Origin of the sequence: Mesorhizobium sp. M0028, assembly GCF_040323855.1 — a bacterium.
GTDB lineage: Bacteria > Pseudomonadota > Alphaproteobacteria > Rhizobiales > Rhizobiaceae > Mesorhizobium.
The window spans coordinates 24,538-43,759 of the sequence record NZ_JAMYVG010000012.1 but is presented as its reverse complement, the minus strand read 5'-3'; the positions used below and the strand labels follow the sequence as shown (position 1 = coordinate 43,759).

The 19,222-nt window shown below is 60.6% G+C and carries 17 protein-coding genes; 12 read left to right on the top strand and 5 right to left on the bottom strand.

Features of this window, described 5'->3' with window-relative positions; all coding sequences use genetic code 11:
- Positions 1-17: 17 nt before the first annotated feature.
- From NKJ93_RS21260 to NKJ93_RS21210, 11 genes are all read left to right on the top strand, one after another.
- Positions 18-845, top strand: coding sequence for a transporter substrate-binding domain-containing protein (locus NKJ93_RS21260; protein WP_352484295.1), 828 nt, complete (start codon positions 18-20; stop codon positions 843-845).
- A 69-nt stretch (positions 846-914) separates the two neighbouring features.
- Positions 915-1,631, top strand: a complete 717-nt coding sequence (locus NKJ93_RS21255; protein ID WP_352484294.1) for an amino acid ABC transporter permease — start codon at positions 915-917, stop codon at positions 1,629-1,631.
- A gap of 19 nt (positions 1,632-1,650) precedes the next feature.
- Complete coding sequence (locus tag NKJ93_RS21250) at positions 1,651-2,343, top strand: amino acid ABC transporter permease (protein ID WP_352484293.1); 693 nt, start codon at positions 1,651-1,653, stop codon at positions 2,341-2,343.
- 784 nt (positions 2,344-3,127) lie between these two features.
- Positions 3,128-4,039, top strand: coding sequence for a carbohydrate ABC transporter permease (locus NKJ93_RS21245; protein WP_352590931.1), 912 nt, complete (start codon positions 3,128-3,130; stop codon positions 4,037-4,039).
- Positions 4,039-4,938 carry a carbohydrate ABC transporter permease gene (locus NKJ93_RS21240; RefSeq protein ID WP_352590928.1) on the top strand — a complete coding sequence of 300 codons (900 nt, stop codon included), beginning with the start codon at positions 4,039-4,041 and terminating at the stop codon, positions 4,936-4,938. The genes NKJ93_RS21245 and NKJ93_RS21240 overlap by 1 nt, the downstream gene beginning before the upstream one ends.
- Positions 4,939-4,985: 47 nt before the next feature.
- The gene (locus NKJ93_RS21235) at positions 4,986-6,515 is read left to right on the top strand and encodes an ABC transporter substrate-binding protein (RefSeq protein WP_352548605.1); all 1,530 of its coding nucleotides are present in this window, start codon (positions 4,986-4,988) and stop codon (positions 6,513-6,515) included.
- A gap of 65 nt (positions 6,516-6,580) precedes the next feature.
- A complete protein-coding gene (locus tag NKJ93_RS21230; RefSeq protein ID WP_352590925.1) occupies positions 6,581-8,110 on the top strand; it encodes a xylulokinase in 1,530 nt (509 codons plus the stop codon).
- Positions 8,103-9,428, top strand: a complete 1,326-nt coding sequence (locus tag NKJ93_RS21225; RefSeq protein ID WP_352590922.1) for an iron-containing alcohol dehydrogenase — start codon at positions 8,103-8,105, stop codon at positions 9,426-9,428. Before NKJ93_RS21230 ends, NKJ93_RS21225 begins: the two co-directional genes overlap by 8 nt.
- Positions 9,429-9,508: 80 nt before the next feature.
- On the top strand, positions 9,509-10,591 hold the full coding sequence (locus tag NKJ93_RS21220; protein ID WP_023722153.1) for an ABC transporter ATP-binding protein: 1,083 nt from the start codon (positions 9,509-9,511) through the stop codon (positions 10,589-10,591).
- Positions 10,592-11,647, top strand: a complete 1,056-nt coding sequence (locus NKJ93_RS21215; RefSeq protein ID WP_352590919.1) for a hypothetical protein — start codon at positions 10,592-10,594, stop codon at positions 11,645-11,647. It begins immediately after the preceding gene.
- Between the two features lie 99 nt (positions 11,648-11,746).
- Entirely contained in the window at positions 11,747-12,745 is a 999-nt protein-coding gene (locus NKJ93_RS21210; protein ID WP_023722155.1) for a sugar-binding transcriptional regulator, read from the top strand.
- 52 nt (positions 12,746-12,797) lie between these two features.
- On the opposite strand, the gene NKJ93_RS21205 is transcribed toward NKJ93_RS21210, so the two are convergent.
- The 5 genes from NKJ93_RS21205 to NKJ93_RS21185 form a co-directional block, all read right to left on the bottom strand.
- Positions 12,798-13,529 (bottom strand): ATP-binding cassette domain-containing protein, encoded by a 732-nt coding sequence (locus NKJ93_RS21205; RefSeq protein WP_031194992.1) that lies wholly within the window; start codon positions 13,527-13,529, stop codon positions 12,798-12,800.
- A 2-nt stretch (positions 13,530-13,531) separates the two neighbouring features.
- Complete coding sequence (locus tag NKJ93_RS21200; protein ID WP_352590914.1) at positions 13,532-14,512, bottom strand: ABC transporter permease; 981 nt, start codon at positions 14,510-14,512, stop codon at positions 13,532-13,534.
- A 204-nt stretch (positions 14,513-14,716) separates the two neighbouring features.
- Entirely contained in the window at positions 14,717-15,700 is a 984-nt protein-coding gene (locus tag NKJ93_RS21195) for a sugar ABC transporter substrate-binding protein (protein WP_352484285.1), read from the bottom strand.
- A 39-nt stretch (positions 15,701-15,739) separates the two neighbouring features.
- Positions 15,740-16,945, bottom strand: coding sequence for a mandelate racemase/muconate lactonizing enzyme family protein (locus NKJ93_RS21190; RefSeq protein WP_352590911.1), 1,206 nt, complete (start codon positions 16,943-16,945; stop codon positions 15,740-15,742).
- Between the two features lie 15 nt (positions 16,946-16,960).
- Positions 16,961-17,680 (bottom strand): FadR/GntR family transcriptional regulator, encoded by a 720-nt coding sequence (locus tag NKJ93_RS21185; RefSeq protein ID WP_352484283.1) that lies wholly within the window; start codon positions 17,678-17,680, stop codon positions 16,961-16,963.
- A gap of 351 nt (positions 17,681-18,031) precedes the next feature.
- Here NKJ93_RS21185 and NKJ93_RS21180 point away from each other — a divergent pair, with 351 nt between their 5' ends.
- A complete protein-coding gene (locus NKJ93_RS21180) occupies positions 18,032-19,021 on the top strand; it encodes a Tim44 domain-containing protein (protein WP_352591060.1) in 990 nt (329 codons plus the stop codon).
- Positions 19,022-19,222: the final 201 nt, after the last annotated feature.

Sequence of the window (19,222 nt, the reverse complement as noted above, 5' to 3'; positions counted from 1 at the left end):
AGAAGGGAACCTAAGAAATGTCTGCAATCACATCCAGTTTTTCCCGTCGCGCTGCCCTGGCTGTTGCCGGCGGCATCGCAATTGCTCTTGCAACCGCGGGGATCAGCAATGGTCAGACCGTTCGCACGATCAAGATCGCGACGTCTGCCGAATCCAAGCCGCTGGCATGGGGTGCGATCGGCGTAGAGCCGCAAGGCTATGAACCCGATCTTCTGAGAGCGATCAACGCAAAGCTGCCGCAGTATAAGTTCGAAATGGAAGGTGTTTCGGATATCGCGCAGGAAACCGGCCTCGCCACGGGCAAGTACGACATCGCCGTCGGTGGCTACTACAAATCCCCTGAGCGCGCCAAGCAGTTCTTCATTCCGGAAAACCCCATGGGCGCCAGCCTGATGAAGATCTACAGCAAAAAAGGCAGCGGCATCAAGGAAATGAAGGACCTGGTCGGCAAGAGGATCGTTCCGACCACGGCCGGCGGCGGCACCTACAAGTTCATCATGAACTGGCAAAAAGAAAATCCACAATACAAGCTTGATGTTACGGCATCGAGCGCCGGTATTCCCTATCCCAACCGACTGGACGAAGTTCAGAACGGCAAATTCGACGCGCTTGTTCTGCCTTCGAATCTCGGTGAGCAGACCGTCATCGAGGAAAAGAAGCTCGATATCGTGGCGTCCGATCCGGTCTTCAGCAACAACACCTACATGCTGATTCATAGGTCGGACGAAAACAAGGTTTTAGCCGACGATGTGAACAAGGTTCTCAAGGAATTAAAAGACGATGGCACGATCGAAAAGCTCTCGCAGAAATGGTTCGGCGAGGACATCGTCAAATACATGAAGTAACAGGACCTTTTCCCAACCATGTAGCGATAGCCAGCGGTAAGGCTGAATTGCAAGAAGGAGCGTTTCAAAGTGGATGTTTCTGCTATGATTCCCGAGTTGGTCTCGGCGTTGCCGCTGACTCTCGCCATCACCGTTACGGCCATGGTCGTCGGCTTTTGCTTGGCTCTCGTCGCGACAACACTCCGAGTTCAGAGGATACCGGTGATCAGTCACCTGACTGACCTCTACGTGTCCTATGCCCGGAGTGTTCCCGTCGTCCTGCAGTTATTCGTCGCGTTCTACGGGCTGCCCTTGTTGGTGATCCTGTTCGGCGCCGAGGATTTTATTTCTGCAACGATCGCTGCGATGGTGGGGCTGAGCCTCTATCATGGAGGGTATCTGTCGGAAGTCATGCGACCTGCATACCTGGCCGTCGATCGCGGCCAGCATGATGCGGCCGACAGTCTGGGATATACCTTCCGACAGAAGATCACCCGCGTAGTCGGCCCGCAAGCGGTGCACTTCGCATTGCCGGGCTATGGAAACGCCATCATCTACCTGATCCATAACGTTGCGCTGGTCATGTACATCGGGGCAGCGGATGTGATGGCGACCGCGCACTTGATCATGGAGCGCGACTATAACCAGTACCAGTTCGAAACGTACCTCGTGCTGGCGGTTATCTATTCGCTGATGTGCCTCGTCGCGTGGCTCATCGTGCGCTTCTTCGAGCTTCGCTCGCCAATGCAAGCGCCAGAGGCGACGACAACAGCTCAGCTCAAGAACGCGGCCGTCGCGAGCGTGTGACGTAAGGGGTAATCCGACCATGTTTGATACCGATATTCTGCTCCAGGACTCGCAGGAAATTCTGGGCGCCGTACCCGTGACGCTCGGCATGGCTTTCACGATTTTCATCCTGTCCACGATCGTCGGCAGCCTTTTTGCGCTCGTCGAACATAGGCGGATCCCCGTGCTGCGACAGCTCATCATGGCCTATAAGGTCGTCTTCAAAGGCGTTCCGATGGTGATCGTGATTTTCCTCGCCTATTTCGGTCTGCCCCCGGCATTCCAGTTCCTGCTCTCGTTGCTCGCGATCAACTTCAACGCCCACGAAACGCCCAACTGGGTAATCCTTGTCATTGCAGTCACCGGCTGCGTTGCGGCGTTCCAAGCGGAAATCATCAAAGGAGCCCTGAACGCCTTCGACACCGGTCAGTCGGACGCCGCCCATTCGCTCGGCTATACAAGCGGCCAACTGTTCCGACGGATCCTATTTCCCCAGGTGGCCCTCACCGCAATTCCCGACCTGACAACCTCGATGATGGTCATCATGAAGGCGCTTTCCCTCGGGTTCGCCATCGAGGTTGTCGATATCTTCGCCCAGTCCCAATTGACCGCCGCGCTGAACTACTACTACCTAGAAGCCTTCGTGATTGCCGTCGTGATCTACATGGTGATTGCCTATATCGTCACCCAGATTGCCGACAGGCTGGAGCAGGCGCTGAGGGTGCGGACGTGATAAGGATGCGGGATAGAATCGCCAAGCTTCGGATATCGAGCCGCACCTGGGAGACAATTCTTTCGGAGATGAAAAGCTTGAGGAGAAACCCGAGTAGCCGATGTATGTACAGATGATTTTGGTGCGATTTGATTGACCGCATTGTTTGCGCTGCTGGCTGGCTTCATGCCGACTGGAGCCACTGATCGCCCCGACGCAACGTTGCGCATGTACCGACGATAGCGGCAACCCGTAGGAAGATCAGCTTCTCCTCAACTGAAACGCGCGTCGATTCCGTTTATGTCTCCCATTTGCGCAGCAAATCGACCGGCGGTCCTCGGAAGCCCACCATAAATCAACAATATCAATGCGCTACTCGAAGGTTCGCCAGCTACGGACTTGGCTAACTGAGCCAAAATATAGCGCTAAACCATTGATAAATAACGACAATGATGGGCCTGGAGGAGTTCCAAAAACCCCGGGCTGTCCTCCCGATCTCCTCGATGATTCTGTAGCTTTCCTTGGGCTGCTAAAGTTGGCGGCGGCCCTGAGCGCTTTCGATGCTGCTACACGGCATTTACTGCCGCGTTCCCTTCAAAAACAACTCCATGCCCGGCCATGACCGCATCCTCGGGGACCACGAGCAAATCCCTTGAGCGCTGATGGAACCGACACTTGACAAATTGGCGGTCGTCCGACACGTTCTTAACAAAAGGCACAACAAACTTACAAAAGTTCAAGTTGGCACAATCTGGCCGATAGGGAGAAGGCCGATGCATCTCGGTCACCGAGCGGAGACTTGCGCGTGAGCAGCGCAGCCCTCACGCGGCCGACCTCCAGGTGGGCGCTACCCCGGTTCATGACGGCCGAGCATCCTTTCCCCTGGCTCGCGCCGATCACGGTGATGCTTCTCGTTTTCGGCATCTATCCCCTCGCCTATTCGGTCTGGCTATCGTTTCACAAACGCAATGTCGTCTCCCGGCAGCTTGACTTCGCCGGGCTCCACCAGTGGACGCGCGCCTTCTCGGATGCGCGTATGTGGTATTCGCTGGAAACCACGCTGATCTACACCTTCGTCGCGCTTGCGGTTCAGCTTGCGCTCGGCATCCTCATCGCGCTTCTGCTTGACACCGATCGCAAAGGTTACGGGGTGCTGCGGGCGCTGATGACACTGCCGCTGGTGGTGCCGCCTGCGGTGACCGGAATGATGTTCCTGCTGATGCAGGACGGCTCTTTCGGCGTCCTGTCGTTCTACCTCTATGCCGTCGACCTGATCTCGCCGGCGCAGCCGATCCTGACGCAGCCCGGAACCGCATTGGCGGCGATCCTGCTGGCAGACATATGGCAATGGACGCCGTTCATGGTGCTCATCATCCTGGCAGGGCTCAGGGCGCTGCCGAAGGAACCTTTCGAAGCCGCGGCGATCGACGGCGCCAGCGGCATCCAGACGTTCTTGCGGCTCACATTGCCGATGCTGCGCAAGGTGATAGCGGTCGCGGTGCTGATCCGCGGCGTCGATCTCTTTCGCATCTACGACTACGTCTACATCATCACCGCCGGCGGGCCTGGCACGGCCACCGAGACGCTTTCATTCTACGCTGGCCGTATCTACTTCACCGGAGACTTTCCCTATGCGGCGACCCTGTCGCTGATCGTGCTCGTCGTCTTGATCGTCGTGTCGAACCTGTTCGTCAGGCTGTTCAAGGTGAGGTTCTGATGGAACCGTCGCGCGCCCAAACCATCGCCCGTGACGTGCTCGCCGTCCTGGTGGTGGCGATTTTCATGTTCCCGATCGCGTGGTGGGCGCTGTCGTCCATCAAACCCTATTCGGCGATCTTCGACCGCAGCGGACCGGTCTACGTCGATTTCACGCCGACGCCGGACAATTACCGTGTGACCTTGCTTGGCGTTTCGCGCGTCGACATCGGCATGGAACAGGGCGGCGAGGCGGCCGGGGTCATCAAGGGTGGCGCCAGCTCCTACGATTCCCGCCAGTCGCTGCTCGACAGCGCCGTCATAGCCGTCGGATCGACGGCGCTGACGCTGCTGCTGGCCACTCTGGCCGCCTATTGCCTGTCGCGAATGCAGTTCAGCGGCCAGCAGTCCTTCCTGTTCTGGATTCTCTCGCAGCGCTTCATGCCGCCAATCGCGATCGTCATTCCGATCGTTTTCATGTTCCGGGATCTCGGCTTGCGCGATACCTATACGGGGCTCATCCTTGTTCACAGTTTGATCAACCTGCCGCTGGCGGTTTTGCTTTTGAAGTCGTTCTTCGACGATGTTCCGCGCGAGGTTGATGAAGCGGCGCTGATTGACGGCGCGACGCGCTGGCAGACGTTCCGACGCGTGGTCCTTCCCATGGTCAAGGGCGGCATCGCTGCGACGGCCGTGCTGTGTTTCATTTTTTCGTGGACCGAGTTCCTGCTCTCACTGTTCCTGACAACGTCGATCCGCACTGTGCCGGTGAAGATCTCGACCTTTGTCACCTCGACCGCGACCGAGTGGGGCTACATCACAGCGCTCGGCACGTCCGCGATCATACCCAGCTTCATCTTTATCCTGCTGGTTCAACGGCATCTGGTCCGCGGCCTCACCCTCGGGTCCCTGAAGGAGTGAGGCGCAGACGAGAACAACGACGACAAAACCGCAACGGAGGAACGATCATGAGCTTCAGTGAACACGACAAGAAGACATTCGTCACCGATACCTGCAATGACTTTACGGCGCGCCGAATAACCAAACGCGACTTCATGAGGAAGATGGCGCTCGCAGGTGTCGGCTTTTCTGCCTTCGGATCGGCTATGCTAGGTGGTGGCCGCACCAATCGGGGGATGCTGGGCCTCGGGGTTGAAGAAGCCCGCGCCCAGGACGCCGATATGCTGAAGTGGCTGGCCGACGTCGGCAAACCATACGCCGGCACCAAAATCCGCTACACTTCGGAAGCGACGCCGCCAACGATCGTGGCCAACCAGCTTGTCGCGGGTGAATTCACCAAGGCAACCGGCATTGAGGTGGAAGTCGAGATCGTGCCGCTGGAGCAGGTTCTCGCCAAAGCTACGCAAGACGTACAGGGCCAGCTGGGCACCTACGACGTCTACTATCTCGACCAGTCCTGGATGGCGACATTTGCACAAGATGTCGTCGATCCGCGCGAATATTATGACCAGAACAAAGAACTGGCGATGCCCAACTTCGACTGGGACGATTTCTCCAAGCCGCTGGTCGACGGCATTGCCATGTACAACGGCAAACAGTGCGGAATTCCATTCGATATTCCGATCTTCATCCTGATGTACCGCAAGGATCTTTTCGATAAACACAATATCGCGCTGCCGACAGACCTCGACGCCTATCTCAAGGCCGTGCAGGCGCTCACAGAGGCAGAAAAAAGCAACGGCATCTTCGGCACAGCGTGCCAGGCGAAGTCCGGCCACTATTCGCTGGAATGCGACTGGACCTTCGCATTGTGGGGCCATGGCGGTTCGATCTTCAACAAGGACAAGAAGTTTGTCGGCAATGACGAGCGCGGCGTGGCCGGACTGCAATTCTATCAGGAGCTGGTCAAAAACTCGCCGCCCTCGGCGACGACTTGGACCTGGGACGGTCAGGGACAGGCGTTGACACAGGGTCAGGCCGCCATGGCAATCACCTGGGGCGAAGATTTCCCCGGCTTCGACGCCAACGATTCCAAGGTCAAAGGCCTGTTCGAGGCCCTGCCCGCGCCCAAGGAGGTTCCTGGCCGCCGCGCCGCCGCCGATTGCGGCTTCAACGAAATCCCGGCCGTCGGCCACCAAGGTGGCTCGACGATCTCGCTGTCGCAATATTCCAAGAACAAGGAAGCAGCATGGCTGTTCATGCAGTGGGTCTGCTCGAAGGATGTGATGGCGCGGGTATCGACGCTCGGCGGCGGCGCCTCGCCGATGCGCAATTCCTCTTTTACAGATCCTCGGGTCAAGGCGAAGGCCGTTGTCGGGCCCGGAACGACACGCCATTTCGAGGCGATCAAATACACTATCGACAACCAGATGGGATCGGAGCCGGACATGCCGATCTGGGCGGATCTGTCGAACAACGACATCCCGGTTGAACTCGGCAAATTGCTTACGGGCCAGGACTATGGCGGCGATGCCAAGGCATGCCTGGATGCCATTGCCGGCATTGTCGACGGCAAAGTCAAGGATGCCGGTCTTTAGCGGCTAGTCGGTGATTTGGGCGAAGGCGGCTTCGGCCGCCCTCGCCGTTTGGCAATGTGGCGGCAATGGTTCCGGATCTCGTCATCGGCATCGATTCCTCGACCTCGGCAACCAAGGCGATCGCCTGGGACCGCAGTGGTCTGGCCGTGGCTGAAGGTCGTGCACCGCTTGCAATGTCCAACCCGCGTTCGGGCTATTTCGAGCAGGATCCGGCCGAATGGTGGGCCTCGACGGTCACGGCGCTTCGTTCTGTCGCGGCAACAGTTTCGCCCGCACGCATTGCCGCCCTTGCGATTGCCAACCAACGCGAGAGCTTCGGCCTTTTCGACGAGCAGGGCCAAGCCGTCGGGCCGGCAACGCTCTGGCTCGATGAGCGCGCCCGGCGGAAAGCACGCCGCTTCGGCGAGAGCTTCGGCGCGGCACGCGTCCACGCAATATCCGGCAAGCCGCTGGACGTCATTCCTTGCCTTTACCGCATGATCTGGTTTCGCGAGGAAGAGCCCGAGATTTTTGCCCGCGTGGAGCGAATGGCCGAAGTCCACGGTTATCTGGTCTTTCGCTTGAGCGGCCGGTGGGTGACGTCCACCGCATCCGCCGACCCGATGGGCATACTCGATATGCGAGCTATGGACTGGTCGAACGAAATACTCGCCGCAGCGGGCATCGCCCGGCGCATGATGCCGGACCTGGCAAGGCCCGGCACCGTTCTGGGCCAACTGACTTCGGAAGCGGCCATTTCGACCGGCCTGCGCGAGGGCACGCCGATCGTCGCCGGCGGCGGCGACGGTCAATGCGCCGGAACGGGCGCTGGTGTGTTGCAGCCGCGATGCGCTTACATCAACCTCGGCACGGCGGTCGTCTCCGGCAGCTTCGGCACGGACTACGTCCACGACCAGGCCTTCCGCACCGAGACGGCGGTCGCCGATGACGGCTATATCTATGAGACGTGCCTTCGCGCCGGCACTTTTCTCGTCGACTGGATGGCGCGCGAAATGCTTGGCGTCGATCTGCATGGCGCAAGCGATGCTCTGGAGGCGCTCGAGGCCGAAGCCGCTGCGAGCCCGATCGGCGCAGGCGGCATAATGCTCCTGCCCTACTGGCAGGGCGTCATGGACCCGCACTGGGATAGCGCGGCCCGTGGTGTGATTGCCGGGCTATCCGGCTCCAGCCGCCGCGGCGACATCTATCGCGCCGTGCTGGAAGGCATAGCGCTGCATCAGGCCGCGACAAGTCAGCGGGCCGCTGCGGCTGCCGCCCAGACCATCGACCAGTTCATAGCCATCGGTGGAGGAGCGAAGTCCGACCTGTGGATGCAAATTCTGGCGGATGCACTCGATCGTCCCATAAAGCGTTCGACGACGGTGGAAGCCTCCTCGCTTGGCGCGGCGATGGCGGCGGCAAAGGGCGTGGGCTGGTTTTCCACCATCGCCGAAGCGTCCTTGGCAATGGCCAGCGAGCCGGCCAAAACCTTCGAACCGGACACGAGACGGGCCGAGCTCTACGCCGAACTTCTTGCGATCCATGCCGATCTTTGGCCAACGCTTTCAGCCTGGAACCAGCGCCTCGCGGCCTTCATGGGGGCCGATCATGGCTGAAACGACCAACTGGAACGCGTTGATCGAGGACGTTGTCGCGGGACGCTGGACAGATCCCAAGACCGGCGCGGCTACGATCCTGCCGTTCCAGACGATCGAATTGCTGGAGACGACGGAGGGCCGCGAGGCGGATCTCGTTGCGCCCCTGGCGCTAGGCAGCCGCATCGCAGTTGTGTCCGATATCAACACCGTCGATGTGATGGGCCGGCGCGTCGCGAAGGCGCTGCGTGCCATCGCCAACATCGACGAAATCGTGCTGCCTGACGGACTCGACTGCGATGAGGCAACGATCCAGATGGTCAGAGAGAAGACGCGTCATGCCGACGGGGTCGTCGCCGTCGGGTCCGGCGTCCTCAACGACAGCTGCAAGCATGCAACCTTCCTCGACGAGCGGCCCTATGCCGTCTTCGGCACGGCCGCCTCGATGAATGGCTACGGCGCCTCGACAGCATCGGTGACCTTGGCCTCCGGGCTCAAGATCTCGCTGCCCTCGCACGCGCCGCGGGGCATCTTCCTGGACCTTGGCGTGTCGGCTGCAGCACCCGCCTGGCTCAGCGCCGCCGGGCTTGGCGACAGCCTCTGTCGTCCCACCGCCCAGATCGATTGGTGGGCTTCGCATCGGCTGTTCGACACCTACTATTCTGCCGTGCCCTACCTGCTGCAGGCGGGCGATGAGGAGCCGATGCTGGCCAATGCGCCTGGCCTTGCCAGGCACGACATCACCGCCGTCGGGCATCTCCAGCGCGTCCTAACGCTGTGCTCGATGGGTGTGTGCTTCGCCGGCGTTTCCCATCCTGGATCCATGGGAGAGCACCAGATTTCCCATTGGGTCGACATGTTCGCGCAAGACCATCATCCCGGCACCACGCACGGTCAGCAGGTGGGGGTTGCGTCGATGGTCATGGCGCGTCTGCAAGCGCGGCTGCTCGACATGGACGAACCGCCGCAGGTGAAGCCGACCGCCATCGACGAGGCGGCGATGCTGGCCCGCTATGGCGCGCAGCTCGGACCACTTTGCATTGCCGAGATGAGGAAGACGGCTCTCGACGTCCGCCAGACGGAAATCTTCAACCGCAGGCTTGCGGAAATCTGGCCGGCGCTGCGCCAGGAGGTTCGGCCGATGGCGATGCCGGTCGCCCGCATGGAGGCAGCACTCAAGGCTGCGGGGGGGCCGGTCACCGGCGCGGAACTAGGCCTGCCGCGCGCGCTTTGGCACGATGCCATTCGCTATTCGCGGGAAATCCGTGGCCGATGGTCCTTTGTCAATCTGGCCGCCGATGCAGGGCTGCTGGAGGAGTTTCTGGAGAGCGAATGGTGAGACCGCATCCGACCGTCGCCAATGACTCGCATGGCGAAAGTTGAACCCAACCGGCAAGGGCAATCGAAGGATAACAATTTATGGCGTCTGTCACCATCAGCAACATAAAGAAAGACTATGGCGCCCTCTCGATTATCGATGGACTCGATCTCTCGATCGAGGATGGCCAGTTCGTCGTTCTGTTGGGGCCGTCCGGGTGCGGCAAGTCCACACTGTTGCGCATGATAGCCGGTCTCGAGCCCATCACGTCCGGTGAGATCACGATAGGAGACAGGGTCGTCAACACACTTCATCCCAAAGACCGCAATATCGCGATGGTCTTCCAGAATTACGCGCTTTACGCGCATATGACCGTCTTCGACAACATGGCGTTTTCCATGCAGTTGAAGAAACGCCCCAACGAAGAAATCAAACAGAAGGTCGGATGGGCGGCATCGATCCTCAATCTGACCCCTTATCTGGAACGGTATCCCCGCCAGCTTTCGGGCGGCCAGCGGCAACGCGTCGCCATGGGTCGCGCTATCGTGCGAGACCCAACTGTCTTCCTGTTCGACGAGCCGCTGTCCAACCTCGACGCCAAGCTGCGCGTGCAAATGCGCACGGAAATCAAGGAGCTCCACCAGCGGCTGAAGACCACCACCGTGTATGTCACGCATGACCAAATCGAGGCCATGACCATGGCCGATGTCATCGTCATCATGCGCGACGGCCAGATCGAGCAGATCGGGCGCCCGCTTGATGTCTACGATCGCCCGGCAAACCTCTTCGTCGCCTCCTTCATCGGCTCGCCCGCAATGAACATGTTCCATGGCGAGGTGGCTTCCGAGCGCGACGCCTGGGTGGTGCGGACCGACGAGCTATCCCTCCCGCTTCCGCCAGAGGCTGCGGTCCGGCCCGGCCAAAAGGTGATCTATGGCATTCGGCCCGAACATCTTCGACCTGTGGCAGACGGGCGCGGCATCCCGGCGAGAATTACGGTTGTCGAGCCGACTGGCCCCGAAATCCATATCTTTGCCGCCATGGGCAACATTGCGATCTGCTCGGTGCTGCATGACCGCATGGAGCTCTCTCCTGGAGCTGTGATCCACCTGGAGCCAGCGCCTGAGCGAATCCACCTGTTCGACCAAGGCAGCGGCGAGCGGCTGGACAAGGAAAGAAGCTGAATGGCGAAGATCATTATCCTCGGCGCTGGCGTCATGGGCTCTGCGATGACGCTTCCGGCCGCTCACGCGGGTAACCGCATCACTCTTGTCGGCACCCATCTCGACGAGGAGATCGTCAGCTCTGTGGCCGACACAGGTCATCACCCTCGCCTCAACATCACTCTGCCTGACGCGGTAGCCGCCTGTTCCTGGACCGAATTCGGGACGGCGATGAACGATGGAGCCGACCTGCTTGTACTCGGCGTCTCGTCGGCCGGCGTTCCTTGGGCGATCGACCGCATTGCTGAAAGCATCAAGTCGCCCATGCCGATACTTATGATTACGAAAGGACTCGCCGCGAGCGACGAAGGCATCGAAATCCTGCCGCATCTGCTTGCCCGCGAGATTGAGCAACGTACTGGCTTGTCGATCTCGGTGATGGCCGTCGGCGGACCTTGCATTGCCGGCGAACTGGCCGCACAGCGCGATACCTCCGTGATCGTGGCTGGGCACGATCCCGACCAGCTGGCCGCGGCGTCACGCATCCTGCGCGCGCCTTTCTATCATGCGCGACCATCATCCGATCTCATTGGCGTCGAGATCTGCGCCGCTTTCAAGAACTTCTATACACTCGCCGTTGGGGCTCCCGTCGGGCTGCTTGAGCGAGACGGCAAGGCGCCCAACGGTGCGCTCATGCACAACCTTGCCTCGTCGCTTTTCTCGCAGTCCCTCGCCGAGATGGCGATTCTGGTCGAAGCTCTGGGTGGAAAAATCGAAACAGGGCTGGGGCTGGCCGGCTCCGGCGATCTTTATGTGACCTGCCAGGCGGGCCGTAACGGTCGCATGGGACGCCTGCTCGGCCGCGGCCTGCCCTATTCCGTGGCGAAGCGCGAACATATGAGTTCGGACACGGTTGAGGGGGCGCAACTGGCGCTGGACCTTGGTCAGGCTTTGAAGAATATGATGGGCCGGGGTGTACTTCCCCATGATCGCCTGCCGCTGACGACTGCCATCATCGACGCGATTTGCCATGATGCTCCGCTGGTTTTGTCCTTCGACCGCTATCATCGAGGCTAGCGGAGCCGGGGAAACTCGATTGATGCCTCATATCGATGAGCACATGGCTCGGCCGAGCCCGCTCTGAACCCGCTGCCGCGGAGTGGACAGGATGATCTGATGGAGAAACCAGCACGAAAGAAACGCGACGGCCGCCAAGCCGTAACGAGTTCCGTCACGGCCGATCGCGAGGAAGGGCTGCTCGTGCGCGCCGCCTGGCTTGCTTATGTCGGTGACCTCACCCAGGCGCAAATCGCCAAGTCTCTTGGCCTGACCCGCCTTCGCGTCAACCGGATGCTGGCGCATGCGCGCCAGCGGGGGATCGTTCAGATTCGCATCAATTCCAAGGTGGCGAACTGCATCGAGTTGGAGAACCGGCTGCGGGACGCCTATGGTGTCTCGGATCCAATCGTGGTCCCGACACCGCCGGATCCTGCTCTGGTGCCACAGGTCATCGCAGCCGCCGCCGGCGAAGCCCTGTCGCTTAGAATCCGTGACGGGATATCGGTGGGCGTGGGATGGGGGCGGACGCTCCAGCTCAGTCTGCGGTCGGTGACCGTGCGCCCGGTCAAAGGAATGTCGATCGTTTCCCTGCTTGGCGGGCTCACACGTGGATCGGCGATCAACATCTACGAGATCGCTTCCCGGCTCGCGGCGCTCTTCGACGCGGAATGCTTCTACATCGCAGCACCGGTGTTCACGGATACCGAGGCCACACGCGATCTGCTTATGCGCCAGTCAATTCTGGAAGATGCTTTCACCCATGCCCGCGACGTTGACGCCGCTTTCGTTTCGGTAGGCGCGGTGCACAAGGACGCCACCATCTTTCGGATCGGACTGGTAGGGGACGATGATCTCAGATCGCTCCGCCAAGCCGGAGCTGTCGGCGATATTTGCGGCCACTGGATCGGCGCCGACGGACAACTGGTCGATCACCCGCTAAACAGTCGCGTCATCGGCCTCGCCCCCGAACATCTGCGCGACGTCGACACTGTGATCCTGCCCTCCGGCGGCCTCGACAAGGTTCCGGTGCTGCGCGCCGTGTTGCGCTTGGGTGTCGTCGATGTGCTGATCACCGACGAGAAAACCGCTGAGGCGATCCTTACGGAAAAGCCGTAGCGCAGACTGATCTCCACCAGCAGAGTGGCTCGCGAGTGATTGCTTCTTCACGTCACAGCACCTCGTGGATTTCCTCGATCGAAGTCTCGCCGATCGGCTTGTCCAGAACGATCTCTCCGCGCGCCATCGCCACGACCCGGTCACAGCATTCGAAAACATGATGCATGTTGTGGCTGATGAAGACGCTAGTGATGTTCTGGGCCTTGAGGCCACGAACGAAGCCGATCACCTTTCGCGTTTCCTTCACCGAGAGATGGTTGGTTGGCTCGTCGAGAATCATGACTTTCGACTTGAAGTGCATGGCCCGGGCGATCGCCACGCCTTGGCGCTGGCCGCCCGACAGTTCGCCGACCAGCGCGTCGGGCGACCGCAGATGCAGGTCGACGTCGGCGATCGCCTTGACGCTTTCGTCACGCATGCGCTTCTGGTCCAGGATGCCGATACCGAAAACCGAACCCTTCACCGGCTCGCGTCCGATGAAAACGTTGCGGGCGATGGTCATGGTCGGGACCATGGAATTGTACTGGTAGATCGTCTCGATGCCGCGTTCCATGGCGTCGCGCGGGTTAGAGAAGCGGACCGGTTCACCTTCGATCCTGATCTCGCCGCCATCGGGCTTTTGGGTGCCTGAGAGGATGTTGATCAGCGTCGATTTGCCGGCGCCATTGTCGCCGACGAGGCCCAGTGCCTCGTCGGGATAGATATCCAGCGTAACGTTTTTCAAGGCGTGGACGCCGGAATACCATTTCTGGAGTCCCTTGATCGCGATGATGGGGGCCGCCATGATCAGGTCTCCACCTTCATTGCCCTGCCCCGCTTTCGAAGCCATGCGTTCATGACGACCGCGAAGATAGTCAGAAAGCCGATCGCCATCTTGAACCAGTTGGCGTCAACCTGGCTCAGCACCAGTCCGTTGTCGATGACGCGGATAAGGGCAGCCCCGATGATGCCGCCGAAGATGGTGCCGATGCCACCAGTCAACGAGGCGCCACCGATGACGGCAGCCGACACGGCCTGCAGCTCCAGCCCCTCGCCGATCGACGGCAGCGGGGCGCCGAGCCGCATCACCTGAATGGTACCGGCAAAGCCGGCGAGCACCGAACAGATCATGAAGCAGGCGACCTTCACCCGGGCCGTCGGGATGCCCATCGATTGCGCGGCGGGCAGAAAGCCGCCGGTGGCGCGCACCCAGTTGCCGAAATTCGTGTGCGACAGGAGCACGGTCACCAGGATTGCCACGGCGAGAAACCAGAAGAACGACATGCGAAAGAGGTCGCCCGGTCCCACATAGACCGTAAACAGCCATTTGGGCAGAGCGTTAGCTGGTATGACAGGAGGGAAGCCGCCGGAGATTACCACCGTCAGCGAACGCGCGATGAACAGCATACCAAGCGTGGTGATGAAGCTTGGTATCGCGAAACGAATCGTTATGAACCCGTTGAAAAAGCCGATGAGGGCAGCGATCGCGAGGCCGGCGGCAAAGGCCGGCGCGAACGGAACGCCTGCCGCGAGCATCACCGCCATGGTCATCGGGGTCAGCGCAAAGACCGAGCCCACCGAAAGATCAAACTCACCGCATATCATCAGCAGGGTCACGCCGATCGCGACCAGCCCCATTTCGGGCAGCAGCCCAAGCATTCCGCGAAGGTTCTGTGTGTTCAAAAATACGCCGTTCGAGCGAATCTGAAAGACGATGAGGAGCAGGAGCAGGAACACGACCGCCGCAAGCTCCGGCTTCTCCAGATAAATCTTCATCAAACGCTTCATCATTCGCTCCGGCTCGGGATCGTTTCCGCTGGTTATCGCATCGGCAAAGGGGATGGCGGCAGTCTGTCTTCTACCGCCCTTGACGGGGAAGATGCCGCTGGAGGATGGGGACGGAGCCAACGCCCAAGACCGTGTTGCCTGGCCCTCCCCCTTGTCCAGCCGACCTCTCCCCGTAAGAACGAGGAGAGGACGCCGGCTTCGTGCCTACCGCACGCCCTTTGCGGCCAGTTCCTTGAGCTTTGGCACGTCTTCCTTGACGATGATGCCCTTGCCGGTGTCGATGTCTGCCGGCAGCAGACCGACGTTCTTGGCGAGATAGGCTTCCATCACCGGCATGAAGCCCTGCATGTAGGGCTGCTGGTCGACCTGGACCTGGATATAACCCGCTTCCATCTGTTGCAGGACTTCCGAGACGATATCAAAGCCGCCCATCAGCACCTTGCCCGGCTCGATGCCGCGATCGATCAGTACCTGGGCGACGTAGGCATGCCAAAGGCCGGTGTCGAAATACACCGTGGTGTCCGGGTGGGCAGACAGATAGGCGCCAACACGATCGGCGACGACGGCGCCATCTGTGCCGGTGTCGAGCCGTTCAATGACCACTTCGCGTCCGCCATTCGCGGCCTTGTATTCCTCAAGGAACTTCATGACGCCGGCAGCGCGCTGTTCCGACCAGTTCTGACCGGGCGCGGAGACGCCGACGAGGGCCCTGATCTTGCCTTCCTTGGGGAAGAACTCGGACATCTTCTTGCCGAGTTCGTAGCCGGCGGGAATGAAGCCCTGGCCGATGAAAGCCTGGCGGGCATTGCCGGCGGCTCCCTCGGTGTCGTCGACATTGGATGCGATGACCGTGACGCCGGCAGCGCGGGCGTCGGCGATGATCTGGTCGAAGGCATTGTTGTCGACGATCGAGGTGATCAGCGCGTCCGGGTTTGCCGCGAGCGCCGCCTGCATGTTGGCCGATTGTTGCTCGATCGAGCCTTCGGTCTGCGTGAAGACCATCTGGCAATTGGCCTGGATCTTGGCGCAGGCGTCGTCAAACCCCTTCTTCACAGCTTGCCAGAACGGGTTTGACGCCGACGAATGATGTGTGAAGACGATTTTCATCGGCTCCTGCGCGCGTGAGCCGATTGCCGAGCCTCCAGCCAGTACTGCTCCCAAGGCTGCCGAGATAAGTAGCTTCTTCATGGTTCTCCTCCTCCGTAGAAAGCTGCTTCAGGTTCATTTTCAGAGAGTCGATGCGTCGGTCACCCGTCGAAGCGCCGTGAAGGCGCGATCGATCTCCGGGTTCAGTTCCATGCCGAGGCCCGGTCCGGAAGGCACGGTGATCATGCCGTTCTTCACCTGCGGCAAAGCGGTCACAAGGTCGCGGTACCAGGTCTTGTAGAAGGCCCTGACACTCTCCTGGACGAGCGCGTTCGGCGCATTGAGCGCCAGGTGGGTCGATGCGCCGAGCACAACTGGACCGGTGCAGTCGTGTGGCGCGACCGGCAGGTGCCATGCTTCAGCCATGGCAGCGATCTTGCGCGCCTCCGAGAGCCCGCCGCACCAGCTGATATCGAGCATAATGACGCCGGCCGCCCCGGTCTCGAGAAGGTCACGGAAGGCCCACCGGGAACCGAGCGTCTCCGAAGCCGATATCGGCGCCAGCGAAGCCTCGGCATAGCGTTTCAGGCTGGACAGGCTGTCCATCCTGATCGGATCTTCGTGCCAGAAGGTCTTGTAGGGGGCAAGCTCGCGGGCGATCTGCATGGCCGGCAGCAGCTGCCACATTGAATGGAATTCAACCATGATGTCCATCTTGTCGCCGACCGCATTGCGGATTTTCTCGAATGGCGCCAGCGCGGAATTCAAATCAGGCTGCGAAATATACAAGCCGCGCGTTTTCTCGGCGGCCATGTCGAAGGGCCAGATCTTCATGGCCGTGATGCCTTCCTCCAACAACGAATGCGCCAGTTCGTCGGCGCGGTGAAGGAAGCCGTTCAGATCATCATAGGCGTCGCCGGGCTTATCGAGCCCGTAATTGGCCGTCGTCTGGCCGGTGGTCTTCTTGATGTATTCGGTACCGGCACAGGTGTTGTAGGTCCTGATCTCGTGCCGGGTGAAACCGCCGAGGAGTTGTGCGATCGGCTGACCCGTCGCCTTTCCGAACAGATCCCACAGTGCGATATCGAAAGCGGAGTTGCCCCTGACTTCCGCGCCCGTCGATCGGAAACCGAGATAGCCGACGAGATCGGCGGCAAGCAGGTCGATCTGCAAGGGGTTGCGCCCGATCACGCACGGCGCGACATATTCGTGCAGATAGGTCTCGACGGTTTCGGCCATGAAGAAGGTCTCGCCCAGCCCAACGAGGCCTTCGTCCGTGTGAACCAGGACCCAGAGAAGGTTCGGCCGCTCCTTGAGCCGCAGCGTTTCCAGTTTCGTGATCTTCATCGCGCACCCCGCTCCTCAGGCGATGCCAGCCGCCAGCAGGGCCTTGACGCTCTCGTCAAAATGCCTCGCCATCAGGTCGCGAGCGGACTGAGGATCACCGGTCTCGATTGCTTCGGCGAGATCGATATGGATTTGGATCATCTCCAACTGCTCGGCATCCGAAGGGCGGCTCCGCCAGCCGATCGGCCAGGTCTGGCGCGATACGCGCTCGAACGCGCCGACGATGAGGCTGAAAACCGGATTCTTTGCAGCCTTGGCGATTTCGAGGTGAAAGGCGAGATCGTGCTCCATGACCTGTTCCGGCCGCTGGAAATTCTCGCGCATGGCGAGCGCATGCGTCCTGATCCTTTCCACTTCGTCGGCTGTTCTGCGCAAGGCCGCCAGCATGGCGGTGCGGGTCTCAATCGTGCGGCGCACGTCGTAGATTTGCTGCACCGTGATCTGCTCGGTATGGACGCCATGCTCGATCACCAGCGACATGGCGCCATAATCCAGCTCGGCGACGGTAGCCCGTCTGCCTGCCCTCAGGTCGATAAGCCGCATGGCGGCGAGCGAGCTGAAGGCCTCGCGAACCACGGTGCGCGAGACGCTCAATTGTCTCGAAAGCGCGGCCTCGCTGGGCAGCCGGTCGCCGGGCCCGAGTTCATGCGCGCGAATATGGCGCGTGATCTCGCCGATCGTATTGCTGACCAGGCTCGCTGCGTCGGAATGTTTTGCGGATACCGCCGTGCTCACGCAATCTCCAGTTCAGGGGGCCAACCTGTATGGCAGGTTTGCCTGAGGTGTTGATAGTATGCGAGAAAGATGTATGTCAAGATCAGGCGGGCCGGCGTCGTCGCCAAGAGACCGATGGCAAGAGGCTTGCACGAACGATGCTCTTGACGCGACCGTCGCCGGGTCGGCCGGGTGCAGGAGCCCGCGCGGTCGAGCAGGCGATTGTCTGCTTGGTGCGCTCGACATTCTCGTCGTGAACAGCGGCGTGCCGCCGACCATGTCGTTCGAATTTTCTTGGCGGATGATTCACTGATATTTCGATCGAGGCACCCCATATGAGCGGAAAGAGTGTCACTTGAGGACTTGCCTATGCTGATTTCGCGTTCAGGACGGTTTGCAATTTTGTTTGCGGGATTGTTCCTGGCATTTTCCATGGTCGCTGTGGATCACGCCGATGCGCGCCGTGGCGGCAGCTTCGGCAGTCGCGGCATGCGCACTTTCCAGCCGGTCCCGCCGACCAGGACGGCGCCACAGCCTTCCGCACCGGTCGAGCGCTCGATGACGCCCAATGCGGCAACGAACAATGCGGCCCGCCAGCCGCAGGCATTCCAGCGTCCAGGCTTCTTCAACGGCCTCGGTGGATCGATGATGCGGGGGCTGCTGCTCGGCGGCTTGATCGGCGTTCTTTTGGGCCATGGGTTCGGCGGCTTGGCCGGCATGTTCGGCCTTCTCCTTCAAGTGCTGCTGATCGGCGGCGTGGTCATGCTGGCCATTCGCTTTTTCCGCTCGCAATCGGCGCAAAACCCAGAGCCCGCTATGGCCGGTGCCTCGCGAGGTGCTGGGAGCTTTGGGCGAAGCGCAGCAGCCCGGCCCGAGCCGAGCAACGTCCAAGCATTCCCCATTCCAGGCATCGGGTCGGGATTTGGCGGAACGAGCCAGGCCAGCCCTTCCGATGAGATCACGCTCACTAAAACCGACCTCGACACGTTCCAGCAACGGCTGACGGAAGTTCAAGAAGCATTCGGGCGCGAGGACCATGCTGCCTTGCGCCGGTTGGTGACGCCCGAGATGGTTTCCTATCTGTCCGAGGAACTTGCCGATAATGCCAAAAAGGGCGTCCGGAATGACGTGTCGGACGTCAGCCTGTTGGAGGCCGATATTGCGGAAAGCTGGCGGGAGAATGACCGCGACTACGCGACCGCTGCTTTGCGCTACGAGTCTCGCGACGTGACCCGCGATCGCATCAGTGACAAGATTGTCGAGGGCCAGGCCGATCAGCCGACAGAGACAACCGAACTGTGGACCTTTACGCGGCAGAACGGCGGTGACTGGAAGCTTGCCGCAATACAGCAGCCGAGCTGATGTGCCCGGCCTTGATGTCTGCCAAGAGTTTGTTCAGGTTTCTCGCTACCACTCGAAGGCCAGCGCGCCCCTTCCGCGCGCTTCTTTCCCCCAACGCGCGTTGAGGTAACATTATACCACCGGCTTCAACCGGGACCGGACAATCAGCATCGCACCGCGCGACTTTTTGCGTTTCCGGTCTCGTGTAACCCAATCGACGAA

Bases quoted from the DNA above. Each gene is read 5' to 3' on its own strand.
- NKJ93_RS21260 (WP_352484295.1), top strand. From the start codon at position 18: ATGTCTGCAATCACATCCAGTTTTTCCCGTCGCGCTGCCCTGGCTGTT.
- NKJ93_RS21250 (WP_352484293.1), top strand. From the start codon at position 1,651: ATGTTTGATACCGATATTCTGCTCCAGGACTCGCAGGAAATTCTGGGC.
- NKJ93_RS21240 (WP_352590928.1), top strand. From the start codon at position 4,039: ATGGAACCGTCGCGCGCCCAAACCATCGCCCGTGACGTGCTCGCCGTC.
- NKJ93_RS21235 (WP_352548605.1), top strand. From the start codon at position 4,986: ATGAGCTTCAGTGAACACGACAAGAAGACATTCGTCACCGATACCTGC.
- NKJ93_RS21230 (WP_352590925.1), top strand. From the start codon at position 6,581: ATGGTTCCGGATCTCGTCATCGGCATCGATTCCTCGACCTCGGCAACC.
- NKJ93_RS21225 (WP_352590922.1), top strand. From the start codon at position 8,103: ATGGCTGAAACGACCAACTGGAACGCGTTGATCGAGGACGTTGTCGCG.
- NKJ93_RS21220 (WP_023722153.1), top strand. From the start codon at position 9,509: ATGGCGTCTGTCACCATCAGCAACATAAAGAAAGACTATGGCGCCCTC.
- NKJ93_RS21215 (WP_352590919.1), top strand. From the start codon at position 10,592: ATGGCGAAGATCATTATCCTCGGCGCTGGCGTCATGGGCTCTGCGATG.
- NKJ93_RS21210 (WP_023722155.1), top strand. From the start codon at position 11,747: ATGGAGAAACCAGCACGAAAGAAACGCGACGGCCGCCAAGCCGTAACG.
- NKJ93_RS21205 (WP_031194992.1), bottom strand. From the start codon at position 13,529: ATGGCGGCCCCCATCATCGCGATCAAGGGACTCCAGAAATGGTATTCC.
- NKJ93_RS21200 (WP_352590914.1), bottom strand. From the start codon at position 14,512: ATGAAGCGTTTGATGAAGATTTATCTGGAGAAGCCGGAGCTTGCGGCG.
- NKJ93_RS21195 (WP_352484285.1), bottom strand. From the start codon at position 15,700: ATGAAGAAGCTACTTATCTCGGCAGCCTTGGGAGCAGTACTGGCTGGA.
- NKJ93_RS21190 (WP_352590911.1), bottom strand. From the start codon at position 16,945: ATGAAGATCACGAAACTGGAAACGCTGCGGCTCAAGGAGCGGCCGAAC.